Genomic DNA, 12,264 nt, shown 5'->3' with positions numbered 1-12,264 from the left:
CGCCTGACAAACGGCTTATTTGCCGACAAATACGACCGGAGTCGGTTCTTCGCCTCGAGCGAAGGCTTCTGCACGCGCAGTTCGCCCTTTCCTGGCGTCTTCCGTCATGTGCAGCCCCATGGTGAGGTCGAGGATCAGCGAGTCCGCACCGGGCACGCCGCCGCCTGACCATGCCTTGAGAAGGGCCCGAATGGCGCCATACGAGCGCGTAGGGCCGTTCGCAAGCTTGATGGCGAGATTGTCGGCAACGTTTTCGACCTCATCTTCGCCGACGACGAAGGCGGCAACGCCGAGCCGACCGGCGGTCGCGCCGGACATGGGTTCGCTCAGCATCGCGTAGCGCGCGGCATACGCACGACCCGCTCTTTCCGCGAGGCGCTGCACGCCGCCAGCGACAGGCGCCGAGCCAACGGACGCTTCAATGCAACGGAAGGTAGCGTTCTCCGCCGCGACGATGAAGTCGCAAGCAAGAGCGAGTTCGAATGCGCCGCCGAACGCCGCGCCGCGCACGGCGGCAACTGTCGGGATCTGAAGGGATTCGATTGACCGATAGGTATGGTGAATCTGCGAGATGAACGTCCGCCAGTCATCGAAATCTTTGTCGATGAAATCGAGGACGTCGCCGCCCTTGCTGAAATCGGGGCCTTCCGCACGGATCAGGAGCGACCGGATATCGGTCTTGCTGGCTTCCCGGACGGCCTTTTCAAGGCAGTCAGCGAAATCAGCCGCGATGAGATTGGAGGGCGGGTTGGCCAACACGATATGGCCTACGTTCTGACGACGTTCAAAGTAGATGCTTTCCATTGAAAGGAATCCTTAATAAATGATGGCGATCGTAAAAACCTCGATGTCTCCTGCCAGGCACTACACTGCATATATTCAACAATAGTGAATGCGTGCAGCATTGTTGTATATTAGGATGCCGGTGGAGACGTGTCAACCATTCGCTGATGACGTTCTGCCGTGCGCAATGGTGCTTTGCCATTCGGGACACTGGCGAGCGACCGTTGTGGATATAGGATTCCAGACGGGTCAAACCACAAACCATCGGCAATTTCAGTCGTTAGCGATTTGACCTGTGCTTCGCACGGCCCAGCCGAAAAAGTTCGGCATAGGCGACATTGGAGAATGTAATGAAGGCGATTGGCTATAAAGCAAAGGGTGGCGTCGAGGTTTTGACCGAGCTCGAACTTCCGATGCCGGAACCTGGCCCACGCGATTTGCGGGTCGCCGTGAAGGCGGTGTCGGTGAATCCTGTAGATGTGAAGCGCCGTCGCTGGGAGGATCCTTCGGAGAGTCCGCTGCCGAGAGTGTTGGGCTACGACGCGGCAGGCGTGGTCGACGCGGTTGGAAGCGAGGTCACGCTCTTCAGGCCGGGCGATGAGGTCTTCTATGCGGGTGCAATGGATCGCCCCGGGACCAACTCGGAGCTTCATCTCGTCGACGAGCGGATTGTCGGGCCCAAGCCCACCGCGTTGTCGTTCGCCGAGGCGGCGGCCTTGCCCCTCACTTCGATAACAGCATGGGAAATGCTCTTCGACCGCATGAAGGTGCCGCGTGGCTTGCACACACCTGGCGGCACGCTGCTCGTTCTGAACGGTGCAGGGGGCGTTGGCTCCATGCTGATCCAGTTGGCGACCCGCCTCACGGGCCTCACTGTCATCGCTTCTGCGTCCCGGCCCGAAACTGTCGAGTGGGTGAAGAAGCTCGGCGCGAAGCACGTTGCCGACCACAGCAAGCCCATCGACGAAGCGCTGCGCGCAATCGGCTTCGATGGCGTGGACTATATCGGGGCGATCACTTCGATGCCCGGTAGCGCCCCCAGTCTCGCCCGTGCGTTGAACCCCCAAGGCCATATCACGCTGATCGACAACTTCGACGACAGCATTGCGCCGTTCAAGCCGAAGAGCATCACGATTTCGTGGGAGATGATGTTTACCCGGTCGCTGTTCCAGACAGCGGACATGGATGCGCAACACCGCTTGCTGAAAGAAGTGTCGGAGATGGTTGACGCCGGCCTGCTGCAGACGACACTCACGCACTTGGAAGGGCCCTTGACGGCAGCGAATCTTCGCCGTGCCCACGAACGGATCGAAACAGGAAAGGCTATCGGGAAGACCGTGCTGGAAGGCTTCCAGTAATGATTGTCGAGTGTCGTTTCCGCGTGGCTTGGTCAGCGCCGCGTCATGATTGCGGGGTGTTAACCACACTTGACATTATATTTTCCAATCGTATAGTAATGCGACGAGGCGTGCATGGAGCGACATGGCTTACGAGCCGATGCTTCCAGCGTCGATCACGCGAGATTCGCAAAAATGCTTTGTCGGAAGAACCGCTGCAACAATCTTTGATGCCGGTTCGGCTGCTGACACAGAGGATGGCTAAACGATGTGGAAAGCATTGGTGGATGAATTTGCTCAGCAAGATGAACGTGAACCCGACTCATTGCGAGTGGCGCGGTCCGCGATCCGTCGAAAGAACGGCAGACTTCCGGAGGCTCCAACGGACGATCTCCGGAACACCATTCTTGAAGCTGCAGCAGCGCTTTTCTTTCGCGAGCCGATCGAGTCGTTGAACCTCGATCGGCTCGCCGATCAAACGCGGCTCAGTAAGCGCCACATCTATCGAATTTTCGGCTCGCGCAAGGCGTTTCTACAAGCTTATGCTGAGCTGCTCTGTGATCGTCAGCGTGCGCAATGGCGGGAAGCTGGACATCGATCCGGCGAGGAGCCTGTCCAGCACTTGCTCGAGCTCTTTATCGATGTCGCCGTCGAACTGGCTTCCGATAGCCATCAACCCAGGCAGCCGCAATTGTCGGCGATACAGTTCTCCGACGAGGATCATCCTGTCAGGCTATCGCGTATCAAGCTTGGCCGGGAGTTTCGCGCACTATTGATGCGACTGGCTATTGCCGCACATGCAGTAGATGCCGAGGCGTTGGTGGATACCTTGATGATGCTTTGGGAAAATGCCACAAGCAACGCCAGATCAGGCAGCGATTCCCGGCGGGTCGCTCAGCGTCTGCCGACCCTGGTCGACCACATCGTCAGGAGCTATGTGATGCTGTAGGCACGCAGGGTGGAGGTCGCATCATCCGCTCTTGCATACTCAACGGCGACGTTCGCCGATTGTTGCCGCATCAGCAACAGAGAGTTCAAAAACTAGTACTTACCCTAACGATTTTTGCCCTTTAGACTGCGTGCAGCCTTGGCAGCGAAGCTGCTCTGAAGCGCAACTAAAACAATCGTTGAGGTAGGTCACCATGAAGTCGTTCACCAGGATGGTTCTCATTGCTGCTGTTTTTGCAGCACCCGTCGCATCGTTCGCCCAGTCCAGTCAGCCGGTAAGCCGTGAGCAGGTGCGTGCGGAGCTGGCTCAGCTCGAGAAAGCCGGCTACGACCCGCATGACTGGCTTCACTATCCGGAGAACATCCAGGCAGCTGAAGCAAAAGTCGCGGCGCAAAATGCCGCAGCCCAAGCCCCTGTTTCGGGCTACGGTGGTGCTGTTGACGGAACGTCCCGTTCGGGCGCAGCAAGCGGTCTGTAATATCGATGTAAAGGCGCGATTCTCGAAGATCGCGTAATTTGCGGCTGAGGCTTTCCACCGGTATTGGTGGGAAGCCTCAGCCGCTTTGCTTTATGGGCGTCTGCCAGCCATCATTCGGATGTGTTGATTAATTCTTGTCGTTCTGCCAAAAGCAACGATCCGTTGCAACCGTGGAGCTATGCGCCTAAGCATTTCAGCCGTAGCCTTCAGGTCGAGTCATCATTTCCCACCGTGGTACCACGCAGATATAGGAAGGAGATCGAAATGTCGAAAGTTCTGGTTCTATATTATTCCTCGTATGGCCATGTCGAAGCGCTAGCGGATGCCGTCGCCGAAGGTGCGCGCTCCACGGGGGCCACGGTCGACGTTAAGCGCGTGCCGGAGACTGCGCCGGCGGACGTGGCCAAGGCCGCGTACTTCAAGCTCGACCAGCAAGCGCCGGTTGCGACCGTCGCCGAACTCGCCAACTACGACGCTATCGTCGTCGGCACGCCGACCCGATTCGGGCGCATCTCGTCGCAGATGGCGTCATTCCTGGATCAAGCCGGTGGGCTATGGATGAGCGGTGCATTGAACGGCAAGGTTGGCGGTGCGTTCACGTCGACGGCGAGCCAGCACGGCGGGCAGGAAACGACGCTGTTCTCGATCATTACCAATCTGCTGCACTTCGGCATGACCGTCGTCGGCCTGCCGTATAGCCACCAGGGGCAAATGACGCTGGACGAAATCGTCGGCGGTTCGCCGTACGGCGCCACGACCATCGCCGGTGGGCAAGGTCAACGCCAACCGAGCGCAATCGAGCTCGCCGGCGCTCGCCACCAGGGCGAACTGATCGCCCGAACGGCCAACAAGCTGTTTGGCTGAACGTTAGACCTGGTCGCACCGTTGACGCGCGCATGAGACGGCCAGGTGGAAATCCGCCTGGCCGGCATGACCTGGATACGGACCGTCCTTCGACATTCGCCGAGGACCGGTGCCATTGACAACCATTCATTCGAAAGAGCTGAGCATGCAACGTTCGACAACTGAAGGTGCGTTGAAGGATTTCGTCGTAACCCATCCGCTCGACCCGGAAGACGCGAAGATCACCGCCGCGGCGCGAGCCATGGCAAGCCCCATGAAAGGCAAACTGAGGGGCATCGAAGCACGCGAGCCTTTCGACGCCATGATGGAGCGCGTTTCGCCACGCGACGACGTGAGCTTCGAAGCCGACACGGTTGGCGGCATTGCGGGCCTCTGGGTTCATCCTGCGCATGCCCGGTCTGACGAAGCGATCCTCCATCTGCACTCCGGATGGTTCAACCTGGGAAGCGCCAAAGCATTCCGTCACCTTGTTGGGCACATCGTCGCGAGGGCGGGCGCGAGTGCATTTATCCCGGACTATCGGCTTGCACCCGAGCATCGTTTTCCCGCGGCCGTCGACGATGTGCTGGCGTCTTACCGCGGGCTCGAGGAAAGGGGAATTCGCCGGATTGCCATCACGGGCGACTCTGCCGGCGGTAATCTCGCCCTGGTACTCGCCGCACGCGTCTGCGCCGACGCGGCTTCCGCGAAGGCGGCGCTTGTCGGCGTGGCCGCACTGTCGCCGGTTACCGATCTAACGCTCACGAGCGAGACGTATGTGACGCGCGCGGATGCCGATCCGTATTTCACCCTTCCGCAAGTCGCGGAACTGGTGCACGCCTATCTGGGGAGTGCCGACCCGAAACTTCCGCTGGCTTCGCCGCTCCACGGGCAGCTTTCCGGCTTGCCTCCCGTTCGCATTCATGTCGGCGACGACGAAGTCTTGCTCGATGATTCGCGCAGCTATATCGAGCGTGCGGTGGCCGCCGGAACCGATGCCCGGCTCGATGTCTGGATGGGGATGCCGCATGGCTTCGCCGGCAGCATTGGAAGTCTGAAGGCGTCGGCACAAGCGCTGGATGCCATCGGCGGGTTTCTCACGGAGAAGCTGCTGGCAGGCGCAGACCCGCATACAGCACGCTGAAACCGCGCAGAAGGGCGGGCTCGTTGCGTGCCAACGCTCAACGAACGAACGCTCTAGCGCTGCCGGTTCTGACCTTCGAATCCGGCCACGAGCGTATCGAGCAAATGACGCACGGCCGGCACCATGCCCCTGCGCGTGGGAAAGATCGCATGCACGAGGCCCGGCGTGCTAGCCAGACCCGGCAGCAGGTGCTGCAGGCGGCCGGCCTGAATATCAGCCTCAACCAGTTCTCTCGGCAGCATGGCCACGCCGACACCGGATATCGCCGCCACCCGCAGGCTCGCCAGGTCGTCGGTGGCGAGGCGGGGCTGGTGCGCCCATGAGGTCACGCGCCCCTCAGCGTCGACCAGATTCCACACAAATCGCTCATTGCTGCTCGCCATGGAAAGGGTAGGCCATTCCTTGACGGATTCGATTGAGCTGGGCGCCGGATGGCGCGCGGCCAGTGCGGGACTGGCAACCAGAATGTGGATCGACAAACCCAACTGGCGGACGGCGAGATCGGTGTTCTCCAGCGGCGGCAGCCTGACCCGGATGGCAAAGTCCAGGCCTTCCTCGACGACATCCACGCGGCGGTTGGTTGCATCCAGCAGGACCTGGACATCAGGGTTGTCTTGCACGTATCGCGCGATGATCGTGGAGATTCCGGACTCCAGTAGGGCCACCGGGCAGGCGATGCGGACGGTGCCCTGCGGCTTGGAGCGCGTGCGCTCCACGATCTCTTTCGCGGCCTTGGCTTCCGCCACCAGCGCCAGGCAATGCTGGTGGAACTGCCGCCCGGTTTCCGTCAAGGAAAGGCTCCGGCTGGTGCGATTGAGCAGCCGAACGCCAAGTTCTTCTTCCAGTGCGCGCACGCGCCGGCTGAGTTTCGAGGTCTGCAAGCCGAGGCCGCGCGCGGCCGCCGTGTAGCTCCCACGCTCGACCACCTCTGCGAAGAGCCGAAGATCATTGAGGTCAGTGATTGCGTTCATAGGCGGACTTCAACTCCTTCTAATCGTTCTATTGGTGGCAACGAAACGTTTCATTGTAGGAGATATGCGCGAGTTCATTGCGAATATAGCATTCTTCCCATCAACCGCATCACTTGTATCGGCACCGAATTCGGTCGGTCGCACAGGTGACAAGCGCCGCATTGGCGGCGGCGGAAAACGGAGATGGACATGCTCACACACAGGCGTTGGGACTCACTGGACACGGCGAACCGGGATTGGCTGCGCGCGAAATACCATTTTGCGGTGAGCGCCGACGGCAATCCCGACCATGCCGCACTCGGTCCCCTGATTGTGTGGAACGACGACGAGATCGCGGTTGGCAGCGGTTTCCCCATGCACGGGCATCGCGACATGGAAATCATCACCTATGTGCGCCAGGGCCTGCTCGGGCATCGAGACACTTTGGGATCCGAAGGAACGATCCACGCAGGCGATGTCCAGGTCATGAGCGCCGGCACGGGCATACGTCACGCCGAGTTCAACAAGGGCGAACTGCCGCTCAAGGTCTATCAGATCTGGCTGCTGCCGCGCAAAGCCGGTGGTGAACCCGCATGGGATACCAAGCCGTTTCCAAGAGGCGACCGGTCAGGGCGCTTTGTGGCTCTTGCCAGTGGGTTCGCCGGCGACGAAGGAGCGCTGCCGATTCGCGCCAATGCGCGCGTGTTCGGCGCAATGCTAAAGGCCGGCGAAAGCGTTCAGCACGAGTTGAGTGCGGGGCGTCGTGCCTATCTCGTCGTGGCCTCGGGACGCATCGAAGTGAATGGCGAGCCCGTTGGGCCGCTGGATGGCGTGGCGATTACGAAAGTCGCCGCGGCACAGATTTCTGCCCTTGAAGATTCCGAGCTGGTGATGGTGGACGCCGGCTAATTCTCTTTCTCTTAATCCACCTGCTTAAATTTATCTTAGGAGTTAGTCATGGAACGTTTTAAATTTCTTCCGTTGTTGGGTCGTATTCTGATCGGTGCACCGTTTGTCATGAGTGGGTTGGGCAAACTCGCGGCGTATGGCGCGACGGTTGGCTACATTGCGGCCATGGGGCTGCCCGTGCCGCCACTCGCGTTCATTCTTGCCGTGCTGACCGAGTTGGGTGGCGGCCTGCTGCTGCTGTCGGGTTACCGCGCTCGCACTGTGTCGTTGGGGATGGCGGTGTTCTGTGTGGTCACGGCGCTGTTCTTTCACCATAACTTCGCCGATCAAAACCAGATGATTCACTTCCTCAAGAACGTGATGATGGCCGGTGGTCTGCTGCAAATCACCTGGTTCGGCGCCGGCGCATTCAGCCTGGACGCGCTCACCGGCCGGACAGCTTTGCGTGTCTCGCCTGCGAACGCGAGCTAAAAGTCTTATCCGCTGAGACGACCGGCCAACCAGCTGACCGGCTGGCTCGTCTCACCGGGATCGGCGCTCGCTGCAACGCCAGCGGGGCGCTGTCATACCGCTTACTTCCCCAACTGTGCAATGAAGGCGCGAGCGGCCGGCCCCGGCGGCGCGTCCTTGCGGTAAACCACCTTCATCGGCATCGTTACGTCGCGCGGCAGGCCTTCAATGCGAATCGCCACCAGGGTGCCGCTGTCGAGATCCTCCTTGACCATGTGCAAGGGCATATGCCCCCAGCCCAGGCCGGCCTTCAGAAATGCATACTTGGCCCCCAGATCCGCGAGCCTCCACGTCGAGGTGGACAGCACGCCGAATTCGCGTCCCTCGGTCAACGCGGTTCGGTCGCTGAGTACGAGTTGCACGTGCTTCTTGATTGCGGTGGCGGAAACGATGCCCCGGCTATTTGCGAGCGGATGAGCGGGGCCGACAACCGTCACCAGTTTCAGCTCGCGCAAGGATTCGACCTGTAGTTCATCTGTCACGATCGGCAGCGTGCCGATCACGCCAATGTTGCAGGTCCGGTCGAGCACCAGCTTCATCACACCGCCCAGCGCCTCGACATAGAGCCGCAGCGGCGTGTGCGGATAATCCTTCTGGGACTGAGCCGCCGCGCGCGTCAAACTATCCATGGGGTACATCACGTCCATCGCGACGGAGAGTTCGGGCTCCAGACCCTCTCGCATCGCGCGTGCTCGCGCCTTGAAACCGTCGATCGTGTCAGCCACTGAGCGGGCGTCGAGCAGCAAGCTCTTGCCTGCGTCGGTGAGTTGCGGGTAGCGGGCCGTGCGATCGAACAGCTTCACCTCGAGCTGTGCCTCGAGATTCGCAAGGGTCTGGCTAACCACCGATTGCGCGCGCCGGAGCTTGCGTCCGGCTGCTGAGAAGCTGCCTTCATCGACTGCGGCGATGAAGGTCCGAAGCTGGTCCAGCGTTACGCCGTCAAGCATATCCATCGCTCCAAACGATACCTAAAATCTAAAAATATAGGCTTTTCAGATGGAGTGCAAGCTCTTACCTTACGTGTATCGCGTTTTTCTTAAGGCAGAGCCATGAACACCGACACAGCCGTACTCACCCCGATTCCCGAGGCAACGCTGGCCCCGCGCCGGGTCGCATTTCGCACCACTGGCAGTGCGCACGGCGGCATTACGCGTCTCGCCAGTCCCTCCGATATCGGCGAGTTGATCAAGCCTTTTGTGTTCCTCGATCACGCCGTGGTCGTGCCGACCGGCAAGCCGATGTTCGGGATGCACCCGCACTCGGGGCTCGCCACACTCACCACCGTGCTGAGTGGCGGAATTTCCTATGCGGACACGACCGGCAAGAGTGGCGAACTTCACGCCGGCGGCCTCGAATGGATGAAGGCCGGCAATGGGGTCTGGCACGACGGAAACGTACTGCCGGGCGAAGCCGTGCGCCTCTTTCAACTCTGGGTCGCGCTGCCGCCCTCGCAGGAGAACTCGCCGGCGGAAAGCCAGTACATTGCGCCGGCCGAGGTTCAGCGGGATGGGCCGGTTCGCGTCATCATCGGCCGCCACGGATCGGCGACGAGCGATATCCGCGCGCCTGAAGGCATCAACTACTTTCACGTCGAACTGAACGCTGGGGAGACGTGGCGCTACGTGCCGCCCGCCGGACACAACGTCTCGTGGCTGGCGATCGACAAGGGGAGGCTGAACGCATCCGAGCCGATCGAGGCAGACGAGCTCGCCGTGTTCGAGGAATCCGACGGGGCGCCCATCGAGTTGCATGCCGAGCAAGCGACGTCGTTCGTCATCGGCTCCGCTATCAAGCATCCCTATCCCCTGGTGCTCGGCTACTACTCGGTGCATACGAACGCCGATGCGCTTGCGCAGGGCGAGGCCGAGATCCGTCGCATCGGTCGCGATCTGGCCACGCAGCGCCGCGCCCGGTAAGCGCGGACATCGATGGAATGCGTGCCCGCCGTAGAAGGGTTCCCCGTGACGGTAAGTAAGTCACGGTAACCCCGGCGGGCACGATCTGCTTGCGAGATCGCTGAGCCGCCGGTTCACGCGATTTCGATACGTCACCGTGCGAATCCTAAAGCACGCCCGGACGAGCCGCGACACCATGGTCGAAGTCAAACCGTGGCCGCCGGCATATGTGCCTGCACGCCCCGTTACCGGGAAAAGGAGGCGCATCGTGAATTACCCCCACGCTCATTCAGGTTCGCTGCCGCCCAAGGGGGCGGCTAAGTCCGTTGCGGCACGTCGGCAGGAGGCATCATGACCACGGCAGCGGACTATCTGGTCGATGCCCTGACACAGGCCGGCGTGAAGCGCATTTACGGCGTCGTCGGCGACTCGCTGAACGGCATCTCCGATTCGCTCAGGCGCTCCGGCGAGATCGACTGGATTCACGTGCGGCACGAGGAGGGCGCGGCCTTCGCGGCTGGTGCGGAAGCGCATCTCACCGGTCAACTGGCGGTATGCGCCGGCAGTTGCGGACCGGGCAACCTGCACCTCATCAACGGACTATTCGACTGCAATCGCAGCGGTGTGCCCGTGCTCGCGATCGCCGCGCACATTCCCAGCTCGGAAATCGGCATCGACTACTTTCAGGCGACGCATCCGGAAATCCTGTTCAAGGAGTGCAGCCATTACGTGGAACTGGTGTCGCACGTCGACCAGTTGCCGCAGATCCTGACCCGCGCAATGCGCGCCGCGGTCGGACGGCGCGGTGTGGCGGTCGTCGTGATTCCGGGCAATGTCGCGCTGTCACCGACTACGGCCAATGTCGCGCCCTGGCTGGTGCCGTCGGCGCCGCCCGTGCTGCGTCCCGCTGACGAAGAGATCTCGCGCCTCGCGGATGTGCTGCACGCGGCATCGCGCGTGACGCTGATGTGCGGCGCCGGCTGCGCGGGCGCGCATGACGAAGTGGTCGAGCTCGCGAAGCGCCTGAAGGCGCCGATTGTGCACTCGCTGCGCGGCAAGGAGCACATCGAACATGACAACCCCTACGACGTCGGCATGACGGGTATGGTGGGGTTCGCATCGGGCTACGCCGCAATGAAGGCGTGCGACATGCTGCTTCTGCTCGGCACTGACTTTCCGTACCGGCAGTTCTATCCCGAGGACGCCACGATCGCGCAGATCGATGTGCGTCCCGAAGCGCTCGGCAACCGCTGTTCGCTCGATCTTGGCCTTGTCGGCACGGTCAAGGACACGCTCGCCGCGTTGCTGCCGGTCCTCAAGGAAAAGACCGATTCGTCGCATCTCGACAGCGCGCTCGCGCATTACCAGAAGGCGCGCAAGGATCTCGATTCGCTTGCAGAGAGTAATCCGTCGAGCACGACGATCCATCCGCAGTATGTGACGCGGCTCGTGAGCCAGCTCGCGGCCGACGATGCGATCTTCACCTGTGACGTCGGCACGCCGATCGCCTGGACCGCGCGCTATCTGAAGCTGAACGGCCGGCGCCGGTTAATTGGTTCGTTCAATCACGGCTCGATGGCGAACGCGATGCTGCATTCGATCGGCGCTCAGGCCACGTACCCTGGCCGCCAGGTGATCTCGATGTCCGGCGACGGCGGCTTCACGATGATGATGGGCGACTTCATCACGCTGGTTCAGGCGAAGCTGCCGGTGAAGGTGATCGTGCTGAACAACGGCACGCTGGGTTTCGTCGAGATCGAAATGCGCGCGTCGGGCTTCGTCGATACCGGCACCGATCTCGTCAATCCGAACTTCGCACGCATGGCCGAAGCGATGGGCGTGAAGGGCATTCGCGTCGAGAAACCGCAGGAACTTGAAGGCGCGATCGCGGCAGCGCTCGCCCACGACGGACCCGCGCTCGTCGACGTCGTCAGCGCGCGCCAGGAGCTGATCATGCCGCCGAAGACCACCGTCGATGAAGCCTGGCATTTCGGCCTCTTCATGATGAAGGCGGTGATGGACGGACGCGGCGGCGAGCTGATCGATCTCGCGAAAGTGAACCTGACGCGCTGAACCTTGGTATCCGGAATGTCCGGTGCGCCAGGATCGCGCGATTCGGTTGAGTCGTAATGCTTCATTGCCTGCCATCAGGGAGAGACGGCGATGTCGAGTGGTGTGCGCCGTAGGCGCCATGGATGGACGGTCCTGATGTCGTGCGCGACGTTGACGCTGACAGCGTGTAGCGACGCGCCGTCGATCGGCGTGCTGGGCGCGTATTTTCCGGACTGGCTGTTTTGTATCGTGGGCGGCGTGCTGCTGGTGGTATGCGTGCACGTGCTGCTTTCGCGAAGCGGCCGCGGCGCCTGGCTCACGCCGCCCGCGATCGTCTATCCGGCGCTGACGGTGCTGTTTTCCATCGCGCTCTGGGTAGCAGGCTTCAACCTTTAACGCTTTTGATGATCCCTT

The 12,264-nt window shown here is 61.3% G+C and carries 13 protein-coding genes; 10 read left to right on the top strand and 3 right to left on the bottom strand.

Annotated features, from left to right (window positions below):
- Positions 1 to 15: 15 nt before the first annotated feature.
- Complete coding sequence (locus tag M0D66_RS17435; RefSeq protein ID WP_093639991.1) at positions 16 to 804, bottom strand: enoyl-CoA hydratase/isomerase family protein; 789 nt, start codon at positions 802 to 804, stop codon at positions 16 to 18.
- Positions 805 to 1,133: 329 nt separating this feature from the next.
- Between M0D66_RS17435 and M0D66_RS17430 the strand changes: the two genes are divergently transcribed.
- From M0D66_RS17430 to M0D66_RS17410, 5 genes are all read left to right on the top strand, one after another.
- A complete protein-coding gene (locus M0D66_RS17430) occupies positions 1,134 to 2,141 on the top strand; it encodes a zinc-binding alcohol dehydrogenase family protein (protein WP_211705446.1) in 1,008 nt (335 codons plus the stop codon).
- Positions 2,142 to 2,388: 247 nt separating this feature from the next.
- On the top strand, positions 2,389 to 3,069 hold the full coding sequence (locus M0D66_RS17425) for a TetR/AcrR family transcriptional regulator (protein ID WP_211705444.1): 681 nt from the start codon (positions 2,389 to 2,391) through the stop codon (positions 3,067 to 3,069).
- A gap of 193 nt (positions 3,070 to 3,262) precedes the next feature.
- Complete coding sequence (locus M0D66_RS17420) at positions 3,263 to 3,547, top strand: DUF4148 domain-containing protein (RefSeq protein ID WP_093639982.1); 285 nt, start codon at positions 3,263 to 3,265, stop codon at positions 3,545 to 3,547.
- Positions 3,548 to 3,811: 264 nt separating this feature from the next.
- The gene (wrbA, locus tag M0D66_RS17415; protein WP_093639979.1) at positions 3,812 to 4,411 is read left to right on the top strand and encodes an NAD(P)H:quinone oxidoreductase; all 600 of its coding nucleotides are present in this window, start codon (positions 3,812 to 3,814) and stop codon (positions 4,409 to 4,411) included.
- A gap of 145 nt (positions 4,412 to 4,556) precedes the next feature.
- Positions 4,557 to 5,534, top strand: coding sequence for an alpha/beta hydrolase (locus M0D66_RS17410; RefSeq protein WP_266211076.1), 978 nt, complete (start codon positions 4,557 to 4,559; stop codon positions 5,532 to 5,534).
- A 53-nt stretch (positions 5,535 to 5,587) separates the two neighbouring features.
- Here the strand turns inward: M0D66_RS17410 and M0D66_RS17405 are convergent, their stop codons facing one another.
- The gene (locus M0D66_RS17405; RefSeq protein WP_093639973.1) at positions 5,588 to 6,505 is read right to left on the bottom strand and encodes a LysR substrate-binding domain-containing protein; all 918 of its coding nucleotides are present in this window, start codon (positions 6,503 to 6,505) and stop codon (positions 5,588 to 5,590) included.
- 189 nt (positions 6,506 to 6,694) lie between these two features.
- On the opposite strand from M0D66_RS17405, the gene M0D66_RS17400 reads away from it, so the two are divergent.
- The gene (locus M0D66_RS17400; protein WP_266211075.1) at positions 6,695 to 7,393 is read left to right on the top strand and encodes a pirin family protein; all 699 of its coding nucleotides are present in this window, start codon (positions 6,695 to 6,697) and stop codon (positions 7,391 to 7,393) included.
- A gap of 48 nt (positions 7,394 to 7,441) precedes the next feature.
- On the top strand, positions 7,442 to 7,864 hold the full coding sequence (locus M0D66_RS17395) for a DoxX family protein (protein ID WP_054035269.1): 423 nt from the start codon (positions 7,442 to 7,444) through the stop codon (positions 7,862 to 7,864).
- A gap of 101 nt (positions 7,865 to 7,965) precedes the next feature.
- Here M0D66_RS17395 and M0D66_RS17390 read toward each other — a convergent pair whose 3' ends face one another.
- Positions 7,966 to 8,850 carry a LysR family transcriptional regulator gene (locus M0D66_RS17390; RefSeq protein WP_200619091.1) on the bottom strand — a complete coding sequence of 295 codons (885 nt, stop codon included), beginning with the start codon at positions 8,848 to 8,850 and terminating at the stop codon, positions 7,966 to 7,968.
- Positions 8,851 to 8,952: 102 nt separating this feature from the next.
- Here M0D66_RS17390 and M0D66_RS17385 point away from each other — a divergent pair, with 102 nt between their 5' ends.
- From M0D66_RS17385 to M0D66_RS17375, 3 genes are all read left to right on the top strand, one after another.
- Entirely contained in the window at positions 8,953 to 9,819 is an 867-nt protein-coding gene (locus tag M0D66_RS17385; RefSeq protein WP_266211074.1) for a pirin family protein, read from the top strand.
- 330 nt (positions 9,820 to 10,149) lie between these two features.
- Positions 10,150 to 11,871, top strand: a complete 1,722-nt coding sequence (poxB, locus tag M0D66_RS17380; RefSeq protein ID WP_266211073.1) for a ubiquinone-dependent pyruvate dehydrogenase — start codon at positions 10,150 to 10,152, stop codon at positions 11,869 to 11,871.
- Between the two features lie 135 nt (positions 11,872 to 12,006).
- Positions 12,007 to 12,246, top strand: coding sequence for a YtcA family lipoprotein (locus M0D66_RS17375; protein ID WP_234487777.1), 240 nt, complete (start codon positions 12,007 to 12,009; stop codon positions 12,244 to 12,246).
- The last annotated feature ends 18 nt before the right edge of the window (positions 12,247 to 12,264 follow it).

The sequence above is a fragment of the Paraburkholderia sp. SECH2 genome, from assembly GCF_030464795.1.
GTDB classification, from domain to species: Bacteria; Pseudomonadota; Gammaproteobacteria; order Burkholderiales; family Burkholderiaceae; genus Paraburkholderia; species Paraburkholderia aspalathi.
Note: the sequence above shows the minus strand (reverse complement) of the source record. Positions and strands in the feature narration are given on the sequence as shown.

Coding starts and splice junctions, on each gene's coding strand:
- M0D66_RS17435 (WP_093639991.1), bottom strand. CDS start 804: ATGGAAAGCATCTACTTTGAACGTCGTCAGAACGTAGGCCATATCGTG.
- M0D66_RS17430 (WP_211705446.1), top strand. CDS start 1,134: ATGAAGGCGATTGGCTATAAAGCAAAGGGTGGCGTCGAGGTTTTGACC.
- M0D66_RS17425 (WP_211705444.1), top strand. CDS start 2,389: ATGTGGAAAGCATTGGTGGATGAATTTGCTCAGCAAGATGAACGTGAA.
- M0D66_RS17420 (WP_093639982.1), top strand. CDS start 3,263: ATGAAGTCGTTCACCAGGATGGTTCTCATTGCTGCTGTTTTTGCAGCA.
- wrbA (WP_093639979.1), top strand. CDS start 3,812: ATGTCGAAAGTTCTGGTTCTATATTATTCCTCGTATGGCCATGTCGAA.
- M0D66_RS17410 (WP_266211076.1), top strand. CDS start 4,557: ATGCAACGTTCGACAACTGAAGGTGCGTTGAAGGATTTCGTCGTAACC.
- M0D66_RS17405 (WP_093639973.1), bottom strand. CDS start 6,505: ATGAACGCAATCACTGACCTCAATGATCTTCGGCTCTTCGCAGAGGTG.
- M0D66_RS17400 (WP_266211075.1), top strand. CDS start 6,695: ATGCTCACACACAGGCGTTGGGACTCACTGGACACGGCGAACCGGGAT.
- M0D66_RS17395 (WP_054035269.1), top strand. CDS start 7,442: ATGGAACGTTTTAAATTTCTTCCGTTGTTGGGTCGTATTCTGATCGGT.
- M0D66_RS17390 (WP_200619091.1), bottom strand. CDS start 8,850: ATGCTTGACGGCGTAACGCTGGACCAGCTTCGGACCTTCATCGCCGCA.
- M0D66_RS17385 (WP_266211074.1), top strand. CDS start 8,953: ATGAACACCGACACAGCCGTACTCACCCCGATTCCCGAGGCAACGCTG.
- poxB (WP_266211073.1), top strand. CDS start 10,150: ATGACCACGGCAGCGGACTATCTGGTCGATGCCCTGACACAGGCCGGC.
- M0D66_RS17375 (WP_234487777.1), top strand. CDS start 12,007: ATGTCGTGCGCGACGTTGACGCTGACAGCGTGTAGCGACGCGCCGTCG.